The sequence below is a fragment of the Streptomyces sp. NPDC001530 genome (assembly GCF_042894545.1).
Taxonomy (GTDB): Bacteria; Actinomycetota; Actinomycetes; order Streptomycetales; family Streptomycetaceae; genus Streptomyces.
Genome location: NZ_JBIAVS010000031.1, coordinates 62,593 through 82,436, shown reverse-complemented (window position 1 = coordinate 82,436; position 19,844 = coordinate 62,593). Strand labels below are relative to the sequence as shown.

General features: G+C 69.8%; 15 protein-coding genes. 2 read left to right on the top strand and 13 right to left on the bottom strand.

Features of this window, described 5'->3' with window-relative positions:
- Positions 1–138 precede the first annotated feature (138 nt).
- From ACFY0T_RS43695 to ACFY0T_RS43670, 6 genes are all read right to left on the bottom strand, one after another.
- Entirely contained in the window at positions 139–1,155 is a 1,017-nt protein-coding gene (locus ACFY0T_RS43695; protein WP_388884107.1) for a hypothetical protein, read from the bottom strand.
- Positions 1,156–1,244: 89 nt separating this feature from the next.
- Complete coding sequence (locus tag ACFY0T_RS43690) at positions 1,245–2,300, bottom strand: NlpC/P60 family protein (protein WP_388884106.1); 1,056 nt, start codon at positions 2,298–2,300, stop codon at positions 1,245–1,247.
- 37 nt (positions 2,301–2,337) lie between these two features.
- Complete coding sequence (locus tag ACFY0T_RS43685; protein WP_388884105.1) at positions 2,338–2,820, bottom strand: poly-gamma-glutamate biosynthesis protein PgsC/CapC; 483 nt, start codon at positions 2,818–2,820, stop codon at positions 2,338–2,340.
- Positions 2,817–4,436 (bottom strand): poly-gamma-glutamate synthase PgsB, encoded by a 1,620-nt coding sequence (pgsB, locus tag ACFY0T_RS43680; RefSeq protein WP_388884104.1) that lies wholly within the window; start codon positions 4,434–4,436, stop codon positions 2,817–2,819. The genes ACFY0T_RS43685 and pgsB overlap by 4 nt, the downstream gene beginning before the upstream one ends.
- 6 nt (positions 4,437–4,442) lie before the next feature.
- A complete protein-coding gene (locus ACFY0T_RS43675; protein WP_388884103.1) occupies positions 4,443–6,701 on the bottom strand; it encodes a HAMP domain-containing protein in 2,259 nt (752 codons plus the stop codon).
- A gap of 281 nt (positions 6,702–6,982) precedes the next feature.
- The gene (locus ACFY0T_RS43670; RefSeq protein ID WP_388884102.1) at positions 6,983–8,200 is read right to left on the bottom strand and encodes a CapA family protein; all 1,218 of its coding nucleotides are present in this window, start codon (positions 8,198–8,200) and stop codon (positions 6,983–6,985) included.
- Between the two features lie 101 nt (positions 8,201–8,301).
- Here ACFY0T_RS43670 and ACFY0T_RS43665 point away from each other — a divergent pair, with 101 nt between their 5' ends.
- Both ACFY0T_RS43665 and ACFY0T_RS43660 read left to right on the top strand, forming a co-directional pair.
- The gene (locus ACFY0T_RS43665) at positions 8,302–9,198 is read left to right on the top strand and encodes a hypothetical protein (RefSeq protein ID WP_388884101.1); all 897 of its coding nucleotides are present in this window, start codon (positions 8,302–8,304) and stop codon (positions 9,196–9,198) included.
- 4 nt (positions 9,199–9,202) lie between these two features.
- Positions 9,203–9,625 carry an NTP pyrophosphohydrolase gene (locus ACFY0T_RS43660; protein ID WP_388884100.1) on the top strand — a complete coding sequence of 141 codons (423 nt, stop codon included), beginning with the start codon at positions 9,203–9,205 and terminating at the stop codon, positions 9,623–9,625.
- Positions 9,626–9,643: 18 nt separating this feature from the next.
- Here ACFY0T_RS43660 and ACFY0T_RS43655 read toward each other — a convergent pair whose 3' ends face one another.
- From ACFY0T_RS43655 to ACFY0T_RS43625, 7 genes are all read right to left on the bottom strand, one after another.
- Positions 9,644–11,107, bottom strand: coding sequence for an ArnT family glycosyltransferase (locus tag ACFY0T_RS43655; protein ID WP_388884099.1), 1,464 nt, complete (start codon positions 11,105–11,107; stop codon positions 9,644–9,646).
- Between the two features lie 82 nt (positions 11,108–11,189).
- A complete protein-coding gene (locus ACFY0T_RS43650; RefSeq protein WP_388884097.1) occupies positions 11,190–12,713 on the bottom strand; it encodes an amino acid permease in 1,524 nt (507 codons plus the stop codon).
- A gap of 146 nt (positions 12,714–12,859) precedes the next feature.
- Positions 12,860–14,827, bottom strand: a complete 1,968-nt coding sequence (gene dxs / locus ACFY0T_RS43645) for a 1-deoxy-D-xylulose-5-phosphate synthase (protein ID WP_388884095.1) — start codon at positions 14,825–14,827, stop codon at positions 12,860–12,862.
- A gap of 232 nt (positions 14,828–15,059) precedes the next feature.
- Positions 15,060–16,352 carry a sugar ABC transporter permease gene (locus ACFY0T_RS43640; protein WP_388884093.1) on the bottom strand — a complete coding sequence of 431 codons (1,293 nt, stop codon included), beginning with the start codon at positions 16,350–16,352 and terminating at the stop codon, positions 15,060–15,062.
- A complete protein-coding gene (locus tag ACFY0T_RS43635) occupies positions 16,349–17,140 on the bottom strand; it encodes an ATP-binding cassette domain-containing protein (RefSeq protein WP_388884091.1) in 792 nt (263 codons plus the stop codon). Before ACFY0T_RS43635 ends, ACFY0T_RS43640 begins: the two co-directional genes overlap by 4 nt.
- A 182-nt stretch (positions 17,141–17,322) precedes the next feature.
- Complete coding sequence (locus ACFY0T_RS43630; RefSeq protein WP_388884123.1) at positions 17,323–18,420, bottom strand: substrate-binding domain-containing protein; 1,098 nt, start codon at positions 18,418–18,420, stop codon at positions 17,323–17,325.
- Positions 18,421–18,553: 133 nt separating this feature from the next.
- Positions 18,554–19,753: an ROK family transcriptional regulator gene (locus tag ACFY0T_RS43625; protein WP_388884089.1), complete on the bottom strand. Its 1,200-nt coding sequence runs from the start codon at positions 19,751–19,753 to the stop codon at positions 18,554–18,556.
- Positions 19,754–19,844 lie beyond the last annotated feature (91 nt).

Below are 19,844 nucleotides of genomic sequence, written 5' to 3'. Positions count from 1 at the left end.
GCTGGGGGTGGGTTTTTTCGCCCCCTCCGCCCCTACCCGTCCCATCCCCTTGTCGCGCAGTTCCCCGCGCCCCTGAAGGGGCGCGGGGAACTGCGCAGTCTTTAGGGGGTCTGGGGGCGCAGCCCCCAGGGACTCCCCTCACACCGGGCGCCACGCCTCCAGGGCCAGCCCCGGTTCGTCCTTCCGTCGGGTGAGGAGCAGTTCCCCGCTCCCGGGGGAAAGGCTCGCCGCGACCACCCTCCCGGCCTCGTCCTCCGCCAGTGACACCCGGGCGTCGGCGGGGAGTTGGGGGCCCGACTCGGCCCACCAGGCGCCCGCCGACTCCTGCTCGGTCGGGTACGCGGCGAAGACGACGCGGCCACTCGCCGAGCGCTGGGCGAGCAACGTGCAGTCGTAGCCGTCGAGTTCACAGCGGATGGCGGAGACGGGTCCGGGTCCGGCGCTGGCGAGCACCGGCACGGGCTTGCCGCCCGGGCGCCAGGCGCACACATCGCCCGCCTCGTCGGTGAAGAAGAGGGTGGTGGACTCCGGGGACGTGGCGAGCGCGCGGAGGGTGCCCGGGCGCACCGACGCCTCCAGGGCCTCCCCCAGAACCGGTTGCGCCCCCGGCTCCTCCTGGCGCCAGTGCAGGACCCCGCCCGGGACGGCCGCGTACAGCTCGGCTCGTCCGGACTCCCCCGTCACGGCCTCCAAGTCCTCATGGACATCACGTCCTTTGAGGTCGCGCCAAGAACCCCAGCCGCCCTTCTCCTTCTGCGCGACCATGCTCACTCCGCCGCCCTTGTTGCGTACGAAGACATGGGCGCGCCCCTCGGCGTCCACCGCGACGGCGGGCGTGCCGGTCCGGCCCCCTGTCCTGTCGGGGTGCCCGATCGGGTTCCAGTCGAGGGCGGCAAGGCGCGGCCGGAAGTGCGTGGAGTGCACGAGGCCCGACTCGTCGCGGACCGTCGGCCGCCAGGAGACGAGGTGGGCGTAGCCGTCGGGGCCCTGGCCCACGGCGAGTACGGAATGCAGGCGTTGGTCGCCGCCCACGGTGCGCGGAGGGTCCCAGGGGCCGCCGGGGCCGCGCTCAGCCCGGCAGCGGACGGCGGCCTCCGACAGCAGGTACACACTGAGCCTGCCGTCGCGGCCGCGTATCAGCCAGTCGCCGTTCACCGGTTCACTTTAATCGCGGGCCGGCCGGACACCGAGGCCCTCCCCCAAGCTCCCGGCTTCGCTCCGGCAGGAGGGCCCCCATCGCCCGCTCACAGGCGCTTGGCGCTGCGGAACAGCTCGGCGTAGAAGCCGTTGCCGTCGATACGGGAGACACCGCCCTTGTCACCGATCGTCGGGCCGTTCTGCTCCTTGCGGCTGGAGACGAAGACCTTGTGGCCCTCCGTGTCCAGCCCCAGGTAGAGGGCGACGTGGTCGATGTGGTCGGCGGTGCGGTGGTCCATCTTGAAGAACAGCAGGTCGCCCGGCTGCAGAGTGTCGATGTTCTTCGGGCGGGTGTACCAGGGGGCGGGGCCCTGGAGCTTGATGATATCGACGCCGACCTTGGAGCGGGCCATGCCGTTGGCCGAGCGGGGCAGGCCGTCGCCGAGGGTGTCGGTGGCCATCAGCGGGTAGCGGGACCGGTAGCCCCACACCATCCGCATGAAGCCGGAGCAGTCCAGCGCGCGGTAGCGCTCCTTGCGCGGGTCCATCGTGGTCCCGCTGCGGAAGGTGTACGGGATGCCCAGGTAGTCGTAGAAGTCGTTCTGCTCCAGGCGGTCCACACCGTCCGCCTTGTACGGGCCGAACACCGCGTCGCCCTCGTACGGCACGCCCGCGGAGTCCTTCTTCACCGGCGCGCCCTGCACGTACTGGAAGGCGATCGCGAAGACGTCGTCCTCCTGGCTGCCGTAGTACTGCTTGAACCAGTCCTTGAACCACTGCTGGTTCTGGGCGCCCTTGGTCCAGGGCTCCGGCATGAGACGGACCCAGTCGTCGGTGACCACCTTGGTGCTGGTGTTGGCCGGTTCGGTGAAGGTGCGGGACTGGCCCTTGAGGGTGGCGGTGCGGGCGCCGTCGGTGAAGGTGGCGATGACCGCGCCCTTGGCGTCGCGCAGCACGGAACGCGCCGGGTCGTTCAGCCGCTCCCAGGTCTGCTTGCCGGTCGCCTTGCCCGAGTTCTGCAGGGCGTTGTCAGTGACCGTCTGGGCGGCCGGGACCTTCGCCTGTTCGTCCTTGCGCAGTTCGTACGTGAAGTACGCGCTGCCCGCGAGCAGCGCGAGCACCGTCGCCGCGTGGACGACGGGGCGGCCTTTGCGCTTCGGCATGGTGAGGGCTCCTGGTATGCGTCGGGAACAGGCGGGCTCAGGCGGAGGGCATGGCGCCCAGCAGGATGCCGGCGGTCAGCACTACATAGGTGGCGAGGGTGACCGATCCGACGGACAGCAGCGTCGCGCCCTTGGGCTGGCGGACCAGTTGGTAGCCGATCAGGCCCGGGACGATGAACCCGAGCGTCTGGTTGGCGTACAGCAGCGGGAACTCCATCTGCAGCACGATGATCACGGTGGCCTGGATGAGCACGCCGCTGAGCACCACGGCCGCGAACAGCCGCTTGCCGTACAGGATCACGAAGCGCTGCATCAGCAGCGTGGCGAGGTACGTCAGGACGGTCACGCCGACCACCAGCGCGGCCCGCTGCAGGTCCTCGATGAGGGTGAGCGCGAGCCAGCCCGGCGTGATCATGCCGCCCGGCGACAGGTTGGTCGTCAGGTAGCACATCAGCGAGAACATCAACCCCAGGCCGATGCCGATCGCGGCGATCTCGGGGGTGAGGACGGAGGGGATCAACGCTGTTCTCCTGGGCTGTGCCACTGCTGGCTGTCGTCGGCGGAAGGCTGGGGAGGAATGCGGGGCTCGAACAGCCCGCGGGACGGGACCTGTCCGAGCGAGGGGCCGCTGTCCGGGTGCGCCTGCGGCGCGGCGGGGGCGGGCTGGTCACCGTGGTACTGCTGCGTCCAGACGTCGTCCGGGTACGGCTGGCCGTACCCTGCCTGGCTCACCCGCTCCCGCTCCGGGTCCGGGTAGGGGTATGCGGCGTCGCGCTGGACGGGGAGCTGCGGGACGTACGGCTGCTGCGCGTAGCGCGATTCGTACGCCTCCGAGTAACCCTGGTAGGGGTCGATGCGGGGCGCGTACAGCTGCACGGTCTCGACGTGCTCGACCACGGCGGGCGCCGCCCCGGCGCGGCCGGCCGGGGCCGCGGCCACGGGCTCGTCGGCGCTGTCGTCCGCCGGGAGTTCGGCGAGGTGCTCCAGCAGGATCTCGCCCTGGCCGTGGATGTTGCCGATCGCGACCAGCGAGGAGTCGGGGCCGAGCTGCTCCAGCAGCTTGGCCATGAACTCCTCCGGGTCGCGCTTGTCGCCGCCGAGGTCGACGGCGCGCGAGCGGAACTCGGCGGGGATGGCGTCGATGGCGGACTTGGCCGGGTGGCCGATGACGAAGACGCGCTCGGGGTCGAGGTCGGGGATGATCTCGCCCATCTGCCCGTTGCGTTCGACGCGGTCGGGGCGGCAGTTGATGACCACGTTGAGCGGGCGGTGGATGGCGCCGAGGTCGAGAAGCTGGTTGACGTTCATCAGCGTCGACTCGGGGTCGTTGGCCGCGAAGACGTTGGCGAAGCGCACCTTCTTCCCCTCGGGCGTCAGATAGCGCTCGACGGCGAGGACACCGGGGTCCGGCGGGGCCTCGTACATGCCCTGCAGGGCCGTCTCCCGGTCGACGCCGAGGAGTTCGGCGACGGCCAGCGCGATGGCCACGTTCTCCTTGAAGGTGAACCAGCTGAAGCCGCGCAGCTCCTCGTCGCTGACCGTCTCCGGGTCGGCGTAGATGAGCTGGCAGTTCCGGGCGTCGGCCTCCTCCTGGAGGATGTGGAAGCGGTCCTTCTCCGCGGTGATGCAGATGCCGTCCTCCGGCATCGAGCGGCACAGCGAGCGCGCCACGTCGTCCAGGGTGGGGCCCATCTCGGCGAGGTGGTCCTCGCGGACGTTGCACAGCACGCCGATCGTGGAGCGGATCAGCTTGGACTGGTTGATCTCCTGCAGGGCCGGCATGACGGCCATGCACTCGATGACGAGCGCGTCCGGCTGGTACGCGGCGGCGCGCCGCACGATGCCGATCTGCTCGACCACGTTGGCGATGCCGAACTTGCGGTAGACCGGCTCCTCGGTGGCGTCCGGGTGGATGAAGCGGGCCGCGGTGCCGGTGGTCTTGGCGACGGTGACCAGTCCGCCGCCGCGCAGGGCGCCCGCGCACAGCCGGGTGATGGACGACTTGCCGCGGATGCCGTTGATCAGCACCCGGCTGGGTATGTGGTCCAGGTTGGTGAAGTGCCGCCGCTGCTCCACGATGCCCGCGACGAGCAGGATCGCGCAGCACACCAGCAGCACGGTGTAGAGGAAGAGCACGGGTGATCAGTTCCTTGTGTACTGCTGCGGCGCGGACGCCTGGGGCGGGGTGCGGCGGGGCTGCTGCCGGCGCTGGTCCTGCAGCTGCTGCCGGATGAGTTCCAGGGAGCGGGTGACCGCGCCGACCTCGTCGTGGTGCTGTGGGAACAGCACGGTCTTGCGGTCGCCGCCGGCCAGCGCCTCGGCCCGGTCGGCCAGCGAGCGCAGCGGCCGGGCCACCACGATATGCAGCCAGCCCAGGCAGGCGACGGCCGCTGCGGCGCCGAGCAGTCCGGCGAGAACGGTGCGGTTCTGGGCGTCGTACTCGGGGATGGCGAGCCGGTTGGCGGGCTGCCAGCTGACCACGCTCCAGCCGAGGGACTCGGCGGGTCCGCTGCCGGCGAACGGGGCGGCGGCGGCGATCCGCACGCCGTGCTCGCGGTAGAGCACCCCGTTCGCGCGGGCCTTCTTGCCGAGCCGCTGGGCGCTGGCCGCGACCAGGTCCTTGAGGTGGTCGTCGGGCAGCCCCTGGAAGGCGAGGAAGCCGGTGTTGCCGGCGATGACCTTGCTGTGGTCGTCGACGAGGCGGACGACGCCCATACCCGGCCGGGTCAGCAGGGCGTTGAGGAACTCGACGCGGAACTCGCCGACCAGCTGCGCGCCGCCCCGGCCGGGGATGTCGGCGTTGGCGACGACGACGGGCTCCTTGCCACCGCGGCCCAGCAGCCGGATCCGGGTGTCGGAGACCCGGTGGGAGCGAATCATCTTGGGTTCCTTGCCCTTCCGGGCCAGGATCTCGCCGGAGGAGTCGACGACGTAGAGGGAGCGGTAGCGCCGGTTCTCGTCGAGGGTGCGTTCCAGCACCTTCTCCATGGCCTCGGGTTCGGTGCGGTTGCCGATGAGGGAGCCGACCGACTCCAGGTCGGCGCTGCCCTCGTTGAGCGCGCGGCGCACCCGGTCGCTGAGCGTGTCGGTGCGCTCGCGCTGGTCGCTGACGAGCTGCTGCGGTACGACGGCCGTGCTGTCGGCGCGGTTGATCAGCAGCATCAGCGGTGCCGACCAGGCCAGCAGCAGCACCGCGCAGACCGCGAGCAGGGCCCGGGTGCCGATCCGGCGCAGGCCGCGCGGGCGCGGCGTGGAGCCGGTGGCGTCGGCGCTCTCGCCGAGCAGCTGGCGGCGCAGCTGCTCCAGGGCGTGGCCGACGCGGCGCGCCTCGCCGTAGCCGGGGACGGTGACGGGCCGGGTCAGATCGCCGCGGGTGAGTCGGCGGGACTCGAGGAACAGCCGGATCAGCGGGCGCTGCACGGTGCCCAGCAGCACCGCCACGGCGATGGCCCCGACGACGAGGAGCGCGCCGCCCGCCAGCAGGCCGACCACCAGGGATTGGGTGCGGGTGGGGTCCTCGGCCACCTTGACCATGGCCACCACGGACAGGCCAAGGCCGGAGGCGGTGGTGACCTCCCCGGGCTCGGGTGCGGCCAGCGTGGCGTATCCGGCGACGGACCGGTCGCTCAGCACGTGCCCGCCGACCAGGCTGCCGCTGACGCCCTGGTAGCCGCCGGTGCCGGGCTCCTTGCTGCTGCGCGGGTCCTGCTGGGCCTTGCGGGCGGCGAGCTGGGCGAAGTCCTTCAGCTGCTTGCGGGAGAGCTTGATCTCCTTGCGGTCGGTGCTGGTGCGTACCTGCTCGGGCTCGGGAATGCCGTCGCTGCTGAGGATCGCGCCGTCGCGGTCGACCACGGCGATGGACCGGAACTGGCCGAGGCTGATGCCGGGGAACGTCAGGTTGTTGGAGGCCACGAGCAGCAGCTGCGGTTTGCCCGGCCAGGACAGCAGCGCGAAGGACAGCAGGCGCGTCTCGCCGTTCTTCAGCCGGACCATGCGCGGCGCGAGTCCGCCCTCGTCGCCGAGCGCGGAGGTGTTCACCGAGGTCAGCGGGACGGTCTCGCCGCGGGCCGCGACCAGCTTGCCGTTGCGGATCTCGACGACGGCGGTGCCCGTCCACTTCTGGTAGGTGCTGCCGAGCTTGTCGAGGACGGCGTCGCCGGAGACCGGCTGGCCGGCGCTGAACAGCGCGGCGGACCGGGTGAGGTCGGTGACGGACTCGTCGATGGAGGCACGCAGCGCGATGGCGCCGTCCTCCGCGAAGTGCTGCTGAGAGGTCTGCACCGCTTTCGGCACGCCGCCGTTGTCGACACGGCCCAGCACGAGTGCCGTGATACCGGCGAGCGACAGCAGCAGCACCGACAGGACCGCGATCGGCGGGCGGATGCCTCCGATCAGCGACATGTCGGCTCGTCGGCGGGCTCGGTGCTGCCGCGACGGGGGCGGTGACGCCAAGGGAGGGTCCTCTCAGGGTGTGCGGGTGATCGGTCCGCACGGGGAAGCCTGGACGGTTCTCGGATCTGTGTGTGCTACGGGCACAACTGTTGCTCAGGTGTACCCACAGCACTCAGATAGGTAAGAGCCCCAACAAGTTGCGCACTTACCCATGTGATCTGCGCAACATCCGCGTTTATGCAGTGAGTTCTGGGCAGACGTGCGCGTCATGCGGGCGGCGGCCGCCGCCGTCAGGGCAGCGGAGTCAGCGGCTTCAGACCGTCCTGGGCCGCGCCGCGGTTGTACAGGGTGCCCTCGGTGCGCTCGAAGGCGAGGCGCAGCCGGGCCCGCTGCCCGTCGGTGAGGTCGTGGTCGTCCCGGAGCGCGGCCGACACGTCCAGCAGGCGGTAGTCCCGGGCGTCGTCGTCGCCGTAAGTGGCCTTGCCGCCGTCCGTGGCATTCTCGGCGTCCGGCGGGATCTGCAGCAGCGTCGGCTCGAAGCGGGGCTGGACCTCCCAGTGGCCCTTGCCGTGCTCGGTGAACGTGAACCATCCGATCACGCCCTCCTCGGTCAGCCCCGTCGGCTGCTCGTGCCGGGCGATCTGGTTCCCCATGCCGTAGGCGACCCAGAGGCCGTCGACCTTCTCCATCGGCTGGACGACGTGCGCGTGGTGGCCGATGACGAGGTTGATGCCGGTGTCGCGGGCGAGCTGGCGGGCGAAGGAGAGCTGCGTGGCGGTGGCGCTCGGCTCATGCTCGTGGCCCCAGTGCAGGGAGAGGATCACCACCTCGGCGCCGGCCTTGCGAACCTGCTGCTCGGCGGCCTTGATCCTGCCGAGGCTCTGCTGGTTGGCGAGCCACGGCTTGTCCTTCGGCAGCTGGTGCGGCTCGTTGAAGCCGTACGCGAACGATATCTGCGCGACCTTCACGCCCTTGACGTTCATGATCAGCGGGGTGAGCGCCTCCTTCTGGGTGCGGAAGGAGCCCGTGTGCTTCACGCCGGCGGCGTCCAGCGCGTCCAGGGTGCGCTTCACGCCGGCGTACCCGTGGTCGAGGGTGTGGTTGGAGGCGGTGGAGCAGGTGTCGTAGCCGAGGTCCTTGATGGTCTTCGCGGTCTGCGGCGGCACCTGGAAGTCCGGGAACCCCTCGAACGGGCCCTTCGCGGTGCCCATCACCGGCTCGAAGTGGCAGATCCCCAGGTCGGCCTTGCTGATCAGCGGCTTGATCCCGGCCATCATCGGACCGAAGTCCAGCCCGGCCACGCCCTTGCCGGTGTGCTTGGCGTCCTTGCGGGCCTGGTCGACCAGTTCGGGATGCATCAGGATGTCCCCGGCCGCCGCGACGGTGAAGGAACGACCGCCGCCCTGGTCGCCCCCGTCGTCCGAGACAAGGCCGCAGCCGGCGACGGCGACGACGAGGAGGAGCGGGATCAGCAGGGTCAGCAGGGTGCGGCTACGGCATTTGTTCACCGGGATATCTTGATACAACCATGAGAGCCACTCGCTCGCGCATCATAACGATCGCAACAATTCTACTGGTTATCGCTGGTCTGGCCGGCGGGCTGACCGCTGTGCTCCACGCCACCCGCGACGAGGGTGAGGCCGCTCCCGGCCCCCGTTCCGACCAGGGTGCCCAGCAGGTCGACCTGGCGCGCGAGGTGGAGGACTACACCAGCCGCTTCGGCCCGGACCGCGGCTACCGGCAGCCCGGCCGCGCGGACCGTACGGCCATCGCCAAGGCCGTCGGCCTGCTCCTCGACGGCCACCGCGAGCAAGCGGAACGGTTGCTTTCTCAACGCGACTTCACGGTGCGCACCGTCTTCGACCGGGTCTCCAAACACCGCTACACCGAAGTGGCCGACCGCACCGACGACGCCGTGACGCCGCGCGGCTGGGGCCGGGTCTATATAGACCTGGACCACCGTCCGCGCTGGTCGGTCCAGGTCCCGCACCCGGTCGCCGACCATGGCACCGAGCAGCTGGGCGTGCGTGTCCTGCGTGACTCCCCCGACGGCATACTGGTGCTTGCAGGAGCACATCGCAAAGCCGGACGCGGGAACTCCGCGGACATGGCGCACCGCCGGGACACCGTCTTCTACGCCATCTGCGCCGAGTTGGTCCGCCGTGGGATGCCCGGGGTCCAGCTGCACGGCATGGCCGCCTCCTCCGCCCCCGGCTACGACGTGGTCGCCTCCACCGGTGCCGGATCGGCGGGCCGCGCGGACGGCCGCAGTCTGGCCGACGCCCTGCGCACGCACGGCTTCCACGTGTGCCGGGCCTGGGTGCGGAACTGCCCGCTGGAGGGCGAGGAGAACGTGGAGGGCCGGGCCGCCGACGCCGCGGACGTGCCGTTCCTGCACGTCGAGTTCGCCCCCGAGGTGCGCGTCGACGGGCCGCCCGCCGAGCGCGCGGCCGCCGCCGTCAGCGAGATCACACGCCGCTGGGCGACCGCCCCTGTGACAACCTGAGGGCATGGCGGACGACGTGGACGATCGAGACACCGCGGGCGGTACGGACCCGGCCACTCCCCTGCCACTGCTCGTCGTGGACGGCGCGAACGTCGTCGGGTCCGTGCCCGACGGCTGGTGGCGCGACCGCCGCGCCGCCGCCGTACGCCTGCGGGACCGGCTGGTGCCGTTCGCGCGGTCCGGAGCGGGCGGCCTGGCCGGGCCGCTGGAGCTGATCCTGGTGGTCGAGGGTGCGGCCCGGGGCGTGGCCTCCGTGCCCGGGGTGCGCGTGGAGGAGGCGCCCGGCAGCGGCGACGACCTCGTCGTGGAACTCACGGCGGCGGCCGGCGACCGCCCCTGCCTGGTCGTGACGGCCGACCGCGAGCTGCGGCGCCGGGTGGCGGAACTGGGCGCCCAGGTCACCGGGCCGCGCGCCGTACTGGGCTGACGCAGCGGCCCGCGCTCCTCACTCCCCCGGCACCCGGGCGTACAGCACCGCCCCGTCGACCCTCGCCACCTCCTCGTAGCGTGCCGCCAGCAGGCGGCGCAGGCTCGGGACGCGGTCGGGGGCGTACGGCTTGCCGCGGGAGTCGTCCACGACCAGGGCGGGGGTGTGCGCGCTCATCTCCTGCCGGAACGCCGGCCAGGCGCCCGCGACGGCGAACTTCTCGCCGACCTGCGGGCCGTCGCGCCCGCCGCTGTAGTTGGTGAGCAGACCGGCGGTGAGATAGCGGGTGGCGGGGGTGCGGCCGGCCAGCCAGTACGTCTCCGGGTGTATGCCCCACACCAAGACCCGGTCGGCGGGTGCGGTGCGGTGCGCGAGGGCCGCCGCGAGCCGCTGCACATGGGCGAGTTCGGGCCGCGGCGCGAGCAGCCCCCAGACCAGGAACAGGGTGCAGCAGCACGCCGAGGTGAACAGCGCGGTCGCCAGCCGCTCGCGAGGCAGGATCTGCAGCGCGGCCGTCGCCAACAGGGCCAACGGCGGGATGAGTTGCAGGTAGTAGTGGCCGAAGAAGTGGAAGCCGAGCAGCACGGCCGCCGCGGACGAGGCCGGCCACAGCCACAGCTCCGCCGATCCCGTACGGGCGATGCGCAGCACCCGTACGACCGGAGGGATGAGACCCGCGCAGGCCACCGCAAGGATCGCCGTGTTGGTCAGCCCACGTGCGAGGACGTGGAGTTCGGAGCCGGTGAAGGAGGCGTACGCGCCCGAGCCGGTGACCGTCCAGAACAGGAACCCCGCCGGGTCGGTGAGCAGCGCCACGCACAGGACGGGCGCCACCGCCCCAACCCCCAGCCGTACCAGGCCACTTCGGGGCGCCGCCTCGGATCGCCACAGCAGCCACGCCACCGGCACGAGCACCGCCCCACCCGTCTGCTTCGCCAGGAACGCACTGGCGACGGCGACCCCCGCCGCACCCCACCGGCGCCGGTCCGCGCACCACATCGCCGCGGCCGTGCACGGCAGTATGAAGACCTCGAAGGTCGCGGCCTGCGCGTCCTCGGGGTTGAGCCCGATGGAGGCCAGCAGATACAGCACGCCCGCCGTCCACCCGGCCGTCCCGCCCCAGCGGCGCCGCGCGAGGGACGCCAGCAGCACGGCGGTCGACAGCTGGGCCAGCGCCGCGAGGACCCGTACCGAGGTGAGCGAGCCGGAGCCGCACACCGCGAACGCCGCCTCGTACAGCCATGGCACGAGCGGCGGCTTGCGGTCCACGACCGTCTCGTACAGCGCGCCCCCGTTCGCCAGCATCCGCGCCTGTACGGCGAGATAGCCCTCGTCCGGGTTCCACAGCGGCCGTAGGAAGGACGGGGCACGGGTGACACAGACCAGCAGCGCGAGGACGGGCAGCAGCCGTCTCCAGTAGCCGCGGCGCGACACGCGCGACTCGACTACGGAGCGTGGTGATTCCAGGAGCTCGGCGAGCATACGGTGCACGCTATCCGGCCCGGCGGTCTCCGCCGAAGCGGGACATACGGGGCCGGAGCATCAGAAGCATCGACCGGACCGATCACTCGCCGTCGTGTTTGCGTCCCTTCAGCACCTCGCCCACCGTCGTCTCCTCGTGCCGGCCCAGGCGGCTGTGCGATTGCCCGTAGAGGAAGTAGATGAAGAAGCCGATCACCATCCAGATCCCGAACCGCAGCCAGGTCTCCGCGGGCAGGTTCAGCATCAGCCACAGCGAGGCGAGCACGGACAGGATCGGGACGAGGGGCACCAGCGGGGTGCGGAAGGCGCGGTGCAGGTCGGGACGGGTGCGGCGGAGGATGATGACGCCGATCGCGACGACGACGAAGGCGAAGAGCGTGCCGATGTTGACCAGTTCGGCCAGTTCACTGAGGCTGGTGAAGCCGGCGAGGATCGCGATGACGACGCCGAGCAGGATGGTCGGCCGGTGCGGGGTCCTGAAGTGCGGGTGGACGCGGGAGAAGAACCGCGGCAGCAGTCCGTCGCGGCTCATCGCGAAGAAGACCCGGGTCTGGCCAAGAAGCAGGATCATGCAGACCGTCGTCAGGCCGACGGCGGCGCCGAAGCTGATGGTGCCCGCGTACCAGGGGTGTCCGGTCGCCTTGAAGGCGTCGGCGAGCGGGGCGTCGATGGACAGTTGGCGGTAGTTCTGCATGCCGGTGACCACGATCGACACCGCGACGTAGAGGGCGGTGCAGATGAACAGCGAGCCCAGGATGCCGCGCGGCATGTCCCGCTGCGGGTTCTTCGTCTCCTCGGCGGCCGTCGCGACGACGTCGAAGCCGATGAAGGCGAAGAAGACGACGGAGGCGGCGGTGAAGATGCCCATCACACCGAAGTTGGACGGCGCCCAGCCGAACATCAGCTGGATGAGCGGGGATTTCAGACTGCCGCCCGCCTCCACCTCCTGCGCCTTGGGGATGAAGGGCGCGTAATTGTCGCCATTGATGAAGAAGGCGCCCGCGATGATCACGATCAGCACCACGGTGACCTTGATGGCGACCACGACCGAGGTGACCCGGGCGGACAGCTTCACGCCGATGACGAGGATGACGGTGAGCAGGAGGACCAGGACGGAGGCCAGGATGTCGAAGCCGAACCCGGTGGCGCCCTCCCGGCCGCCGAGCGAGTCGGGCAGATGCCAGCCCGCGTTGTCCATCAGGGAACGCACATACCCCGACCAGCCGACGGCGACCACCGCCGTGCCGAGCGCGAACTCCAGGACCAGGTCCCAGCCGATGATCCAGGCGGGCAGCTCGCCGAGCGAGGCGTACGAGAAGGTGTACGCCGACCCCGCGACCGGGACCGTGGACGCGAACTCCGCATAGCAGAGCGCGGCGAGACCACAGGCCACGCCCGCCGCGACGAACGCGAGGGAGACCGCCGGGCCCGCGTTCTCCTTGGCGACCTTGCCGGTGAGGACGAAGATGCCGGTGCCGATGATGACCCCGACGCCGAAGACGGTGAGATCCAGAGCGGACAGCGACTTCTTGAGTGCGTGCTCCGGCTCCTCAGTGTCCAAGATCGACTGTTCGACCTTCTTCGTTCTGAAGAGGGTGCTGCTCACGGGCGTACCTCCCACGCTTGTCGTCCTCGACATGATCGAGGGGGCTCGTGCTGCGTATGCCCCGACATGAGCAGATTCACGCGGATGGGCCGGTTTCGCCACCCGTACAGGGTGCTGAAACCGGCCCATTGGACCTGCGGGATACGTCAGTCGCGCGCGGGCTCCACCGAGTCCACGGCCTGTGCTGCGGTGCGCTCGATGGGGGTTCCCCCGCGCGAGCGAAGCCGAGAGTGGGGGAGGCCGTCGAGCTTGGCGACGAGCCCGGTGACCTGGCGGGCGACGTCCGGTGCGGTCAGGCCGATCTCCGTCATGACCTCGGCCCGGGAGGCGTGGTCGAGGAAGCGCGGCGGGATGCCGAAGTCGCGCAGCGGTACGTCGACGCCCGCGTCGCGCAGAGCCTGCGCGATCGTCGAACCGACACCGCCGACGCGGGAGTTGTCCTCGACGGTGACGACCACGCGGTGCTGCTCGGCGAGCGGGGCCATGGCCTCGTCGACCGGCTTGACCCAGCGCGGGTCGACGACGGTGGTGGAGATGCCCTGCTTGTCGAGGAGGTCGGCGATCTCCAGGCACATCGGCGCGAGCGCGCCGACGGAGACGAGCAGCACGTCGGGCGCGTCGGTGCCCGGGGCGCGCAGCACGTCCATGCCGCCGATCCGGCCGACGGCGGGCACGGCCGGGCCGACCGCGCCCTTTGAGAAGCGCACCACGGTCGGTGCGTCGGTCACGTCGACGGCCTCGCGCAGCTGGGCGCGGACCTGGTCGGCGTCGCGCGGCGCGGCGAGCCTGAGGCCCGGCACGACCTGAAGGATCGACATGTCCCACATGCCGTTGTGCGAGGCGCCGTCGGTGCCGGTGACGCCCGCGCGGTCGAGGACGAAGGTGACACCGCACTTGTGCAGGGCCACGTCCATCAGGACCTGGTCGAAGGCGCGGTTGAGGAAGGTGGCGTAGACGGCGAAGACGGGATGCAGTCCGCCGGTCGCGAGGCCCGCGGCCGAGACGGCGCCGTGCTGCTCCGCGATGCCGACGTCGTACACCCGTTCGGGGAAGGCCTTGGCGAACTTGTCGAGGCCGACCGGCTGGAGCATCGCGGCCGTGATGGCGACGATGTCCTCGCGCTCGCGGCCGAGCTTGACCATCTCCTCACCGAAGACGGAGGTCCAGTCGGCGCCGGAGGAGGCGATCGGCAGGCCGGTGTCCGGGTGGATCTTGCCGACGGCGTGGAAGCGGTCGGCCTCGTCCTGGAGGGCGGGCTGGTAGCCGCGGCCCTTCTCGGTGAGGCAGTGCACGATGACCGGGCCGCCGAAGCGCTTGGCGCGGGCCAGCGCCGACTCCAGCGCCTCGATGTCGTGGCCGTCGATGGGGCCGACGTACTTCAGGCCCAGGTCCTCGAACATGCCCTGCGGGGCGATGAAGTCCTTGAGGCCCTTCTTGGCGCCGTGCAGGGTCTCGTAGAGCGGCTTGCCGACGACGGGCGTGCGCTCCAGGAGGTCCTTGCCACGGGCCAGGAAGCGCTCGTAGCCGTCCGTGGTGCGCAGGGTCGCCAGGTGGTTGGCGAGGCCGCCGATGGTGGGGGCGTACGAGCGCTCGTTGTCGTTGACGACGATCACCAGGGGGCGGTCCTTGGCGTCGGCGATGTTGTTGAGCGCCTCCCAGGCCATGCCGCCGGTGAGGGCGCCGTCGCCGATGACGGCGACGACATGGGCGTCCTTGCGACGGACCTCGTTCGCCTTCGCCAGACCGTCGGCCCAGCCGAGGACCGTGGAGGCGTGCGAGTTCTCGATGACGTCGTGCTCGGACTCCGCCTGCGAGGGGTAGCCGGACAGGCCGCCCTTCATCTTCAGCTTCGAGAAGTCCTGACGACCGGTGAGCAGTTTGTGGACGTAGGACTGGTGGCCCGTGTCCCACAGCACCTTGTCCTTCGGCGACTCGAAGACGCGGTGCAGGGCGATGGTGAGCTCCACGACGCCGAGGTTGGGGCCCAGGTGGCCGCCTGTCTTGGAGACCGCGTCGACGAGAAAGGTCCTGATCTCGCCGGCCAGCTGGTCCAGCTGCTCCAGGCTGAGCCGGTCCAGATCGCGCGGTCCCCTGATGCGGGTCAGCAGCGGCACCCGTGCCTCCTTGCAGTAGAGCTGATCGAGCTGTTGCCGGGCTCGTCGAGTCTAATGTTCCGCCTTTCATGGCGGCGCCCGGGCTCCGCGTTGTACGTCACGCGATCGGCCGTAGATCATACGTAGGCACGTTCCCTCAACGGCCGTACGCACAGCCCGTTCGGGACATGGAAGTGCCCGGTACCGCCATTGGTACCGGGCACTTCGTCCAGGGCCGGAAGGGGCCGGACCGCTAGGCGCGACCCGCCGTCTTCTGGGTCTTGCGCGTGATGGCGTCGATGACGACCGTGGCGAGAAGCACACCACCGGTGATCATGTACTGGACCGGAGAGGCGATGCCCTCCAGGGCCAGGCCGTACTGGATCGAGACGATCACGAGGACACCGAGCAGCGCGTTCCAGGTGCGGCCACGGCCACCGAAGAGGCTGGTGCCGCCGATGACGGCCGCCGCGATCGCGTTCATCAGCAGGTCGCCGGCGCCGGCGCCCTGGTTGGCGGAGGCGATCTTCGAGGCGATGAACAGACCACCGATCGCGGCGAAGGTGCCGGAGATCGCGAAGACCGAGATCCGGACCATCTCCACATTGATACCGGCACGCCGGGAGGCCTCGACGCTGCCGCCGAGCGCGAAGATCTTGCGACCGTAGGAGGTGCGGCGCAGTACGAAGTCCGTGAGCAGCAGCACCGCGATGAAGATCACCACGGCCAGCGGCAGGCCCTTGTACTGGTTGTAGATGACCGCCACGACGAAGGCGGCGATCGCCAGGAGCACGGTGCGCGCGATGGTCTCGCTCAGCGGCCGGGACGGCACACCGGCCGCCTCGCGGCGGCGGTTGCCGAAGTAGGAGCTGAGGAAGTACGCGGCGGTCACGACGATCGCGAGCCCGTAGGCGGCGGCCACATCGGTGAAGTAGTAGCTGGTCAGCTTGGCGACGACGCCTTCGCTGTCCAGGTTGATGGTGCCGTTGCTGCCGAGGATCTGGAGCATGAAGCCGTTCCAGAACAGCAGACCCGCCAGGGTGACGGCGAAGGCCGGCACACCGATGCGCGCGAAGACGAAGCCGTGGATGGCGCCCGCGGCCGTGCCTGTGAGGATGGCCAGGACGAAGGCCAGCCACTCGTTCATGCCGTGCGTGACGTTCAGCACCGCGAACGCGGCGCCCGCGACACCGGAGACCGAACCGACCGACAGGTCGATCTCGCCGAGCAGCAGCACGAAGACGATGCCGACGGCGATCATGCCCGTGCCGACCATGGCGACGGAGATGTCGGACAGGTTGCCCGCGGTGAGGAAGTTCGAGTTCAGGCTCGCGAAGATCGCCCAGATGACGATCAGGCCGATGACGACCGGGATGGACCCCAGGTCGCCGGACTTCATCTTCCGCTTGAACTCGGTGACGTAGCCCTTGAGGCCCTCTTCACGAACGAGCAGTCGGGGGTCGACCGCGGTGACCGCGTCGTGGGCCGCCTCGGGGTTCTCCACGACGTGCTCGTCGGTGGTGGCGGAGGTCTTGTCGATGCTCACTTCTGAGCCTCCCCATTGCTGCGCGCCGCACGACGGGTCACGGCGTTGTCCGTAGCGCCCGTGATGGCGGAAATGATCTCTTCCTGGGAGGTCGACTTGACCTCGAAGACGCCGTTGTTGCGCCCGAGGCGCAGGACGGCGACCTTGTCGGCCACAGCCTTCACGTCAGCCATGTTGTGGCTGATGAGGATCACCGCGTGGCCGCGCTCGCGCAGCCGCTCGACCAGGTCGAGGACCTGGGCGGTCTGCTCGACACCGAGCGCAGCGGTGGGCTCGTCGAGGATGACGAGCTTGGGCTCGCCGAGCATCGAACGGGCGATCGCCACCGTCTGGCGCTGACCGCCGGAAAGCGAGGCGATCGGGATACGGACGCTGGGGATGCGGATGGACAGCGTGTCCAGCAACTCGCGGGAGCGGCGTTCCATCTCGACCTCGTCCAGGACACCGCGCTTCTTCAGCTCGCGGCCCAGGTAGAGGTTGCCGACGACGTCGATGTTGTCGCACAGCGCGAGGTCCTGGTAGACGGTCGCGATGCCCAGCGCCTGCGCGTCGTGCGGCTTGTTGATCTGGACGGACTTGCCGTCCCACTCGATGGCGCCCTCATCGATGGGGTGCACGCCGGCGATCGTCTTGACCAGCGTGGACTTTCCGGCGCCGTTGTCGCCCACCAGGGCGACCACTTCACCGGCGTGGACCTCAAGCTCTACGTCGGTGAGCGCCTGAACGGCACCGAATCGCTTGGAGACCCCGCGCAACGCCAGGACAGGCGTAGCGGACACGTGAACCATCTCCTTCGCCGCCTGACCCGGCGGGAGGTTGTGCAGAAAGTTTTGGAGGGGGGTTGTTCCGTCCGACGCCCCGCCTAGCTTGCGGGGCTGTTGAATGCGGGGCGCCGGAGGGGCTCAGTACGCAAGTCCCGTACGGGAATTCAAGAACGAATTCCCGTACGCGGATAGAGACTTGCGGTGACTTACTTCAGACCGATCTTGTCGCAGTCGGCCTTGTACGCGGCGGTGCAGATGTCGTTGACCGTGTAGACGCCGTCCTTGATGACGGTGTCCTTGATGTTGTCCTTGGTCAGCGAGGTGACCGCGACGAGCACCGACGGGACGGCCTTGGTGGTCGGGCTGTCGACCTTGTCCTTGGCGATCGAGTCGAGCGACTTGCCCTGGGCGAGCGCGACGGCCATCTCGGCGGCGGCGTCGGCCTCGGGGGCGTAGGGCTTGTAGACGCTCATGTACTGCGTACCGGCGACGATGCGCTGCACACCCGCGAGTTCGGCGTCCTGGCCGGTGACCGGAACGGAGAGGCCCGCGGCCTTCAGGGCGGTGATGATACCGCCGGCCATGCCGTCGTTGGCGGAGTAGACGCCAATGATGTTCTTCTTGCCGAGAGCCGAGATGGCGCCCTCCATGTTGGAGTTGGCGTTCTCCGGCTTCCACTCCTTGGTGTCGTACTCCTTGCCGATGTTCACCTTGCCGTCGAGCACCTCGTGGGCGCCGGCCTTGAACTGAGCGGCGTTCGGGTCGGTGACCGACCCGTTCATCATGACGATCTTGCCGTCCTTGGCCTTGGAGCCAAGAGCCTTGAGGAGGGCCTCGCCCTGCGTCTTGCCGACGGTCTTGTTGTCGAACGAGGTGTAGGCGTCGATCGGGCCCTGCGCGAGACGGTCGTAGGCGACGACCGGGATGCCGGCGTCCTTGGCCTTCTGCACCGAGTTCTTGATGGCGGCAGCGTCCACAGCGTCCACGATCAGCACGTCCACCTTGTTGGTGATCATCGTGTCGACCTGCTGGTTCTGCGTGCTGGCGTCCTGCTTGGCGTTGGCGTAGACGACCTCGCCCTTGTTGTTCGTCAGCTCCTTGATCTTCTTCTCGATCAGGACCTTGTCGAACTTCTCGTAACGCGCGGTCTGGTTCTCGGGAAGGAGCAGACCGACCTTGATCGCGTCGCCCTTCTTGGCAGAGCTGGAGTTGTCGCTCTTGTCGCCGGACTCCTTGGCACTGCCACAGGCGGCCAGCGAGACGGCCATAGCACCAGCGGCAACGGCAACGGCGGCACGACGCATACGCGTGTTCACTTCAGAAACCTCCCTGACGAGGCCGCGTCGTTGCGGCCGAGGTGGCTGGAAGTCAACTCGGCCACACGTGCGACGTCAAGAAGTAAATACTTAACGAGATGGCAACGGTGCCATGCGTTCTCTAAGTGAAGGCAGGGGCGGCCGCGGACAGCGAGCCATCCAAAAGGGTCGAATCGCCCATCTCACTGAGCGCGAGAGCGAGCGCGCCGAGAACCTCCGCGCGGCCCCCAAGTGCCCCTGGCAACACCGAGAGTTGACGTGCGGCGCTGGGGATCGCATAGCGGCCGACCGACTCCCTGATGGGCCCGAGAACCAGTTCCCCGGCCTCGGCGAGATCGCCGCCGAGAACCACCCGGCTCGGGTTGAGCAAATTGCAGAGATTCGCGACTCCGCTGCCGATGTGACGGCCGACGTCGGCGATCACCCGACGACAGCCCGGATCCCCGTCGCGCGCCAGCCTGACCACGCCTTCCATGGTCAGATCGGTGCCGTGACTGGATTGCAGGAGCGGCAGCACATAGCGCGCCGCCGTAAAGGTCTCCAGGCAGCCCCGATTGCCACAACGGCAGACGGGGCCGGATTCATCAAGGGTGATATGGCCGATTTCTCCCGCTGTGCCGCCAGGCCCGCGGTAGATCTTGCCGTTGATCACCAGGCCCGCACCGACACCGCTGGCGACCTTGATGTACGCCAGGTCCCGGACCCCGCGCCCGCTCCCCCAGACCATCTCGCCGAGCGCGCCCAGGTTGGCGTCGTTGTCCACGTACACGGGCACGCCGAGCCGCCCCCGCAGCTCCTCGGCGGGCTTCGCGCCGGTCCAGCCGGGCAGGATCGCGGTGGACCCGAGGGTCCCCGATTCCACGTCGATCGGGCCCGGCACACCGAGCCCCACACCCGCGATCTTGGACCGGTCCACCCCGGTCGCCGCGATCAGGCGACTGACCAGCTCCTCGGCCCGGTCGAAGCCCTGCGCGGCGGAGGCGTCCACATCCAGCGGCTCGGACTCCTCGGCCAGCACCTGATGGGCGAGATTCCCGACCGCTACGCGCAAATGCGTATGCCCGAAGTCGACTCCGATGACAATGCCGGCATCCCCGCTCAGACTGACGCTACGGGCCCTGCGGCCGCCCGCCGAAGTGGGTGTGACCTCGACCGTTCCGCCGTCCTTGAGTTCACGAACGATATTGGAAACGGTCGCGGCGGACAGGCCCGTCGTCCTCGCGATCTCCGCCTGCGTGAGCGAACCGGCCAGGCGCACCGCACGTACGACGCGCTCCAGATTGGCTCGGTGCAGCGACGACTGCGACCCCGGAGTCTCCATCGACTCATCCACTCCTGCCCTCAGCCGGGCGGCCCCGATGCCGCCCGTGTGATCCAGGTCACAGCAATGGAACCCGGGTCACTTACAAGTT

What these genes read in the sequence shown, in the direction of transcription:
- ACFY0T_RS43630 (WP_388884123.1), bottom strand. Translation starts at nt 18,420, where the DNA reads ATGCGTCGTGCCGCCGTTGCCGTTGCCGCTGGTGCTATGGCCGTCTCG.
- ACFY0T_RS43635 (WP_388884091.1), bottom strand. Translation starts at nt 17,140, where the DNA reads ATGGTTCACGTGTCCGCTACGCCTGTCCTGGCGTTGCGCGGGGTCTCC.
- ACFY0T_RS43625 (WP_388884089.1), bottom strand. Translation starts at nt 19,753, where the DNA reads ATGGAGACTCCGGGGTCGCAGTCGTCGCTGCACCGAGCCAATCTGGAG.
- ACFY0T_RS43690 (WP_388884106.1), bottom strand. Translation starts at nt 2,300, where the DNA reads ATGCCGAAGCGCAAAGGCCGCCCCGTCGTCCACGCGGCGACGGTGCTC.
- ACFY0T_RS43655 (WP_388884099.1), bottom strand. Translation starts at nt 11,107, where the DNA reads ATGCTCGCCGAGCTCCTGGAATCACCACGCTCCGTAGTCGAGTCGCGC.
- ACFY0T_RS43660 (WP_388884100.1), top strand. Translation starts at nt 9,203, where the DNA reads ATGGCGGACGACGTGGACGATCGAGACACCGCGGGCGGTACGGACCCG.
- ACFY0T_RS43675 (WP_388884103.1), bottom strand. Translation starts at nt 6,701, where the DNA reads ATGTCGCTGATCGGAGGCATCCGCCCGCCGATCGCGGTCCTGTCGGTG.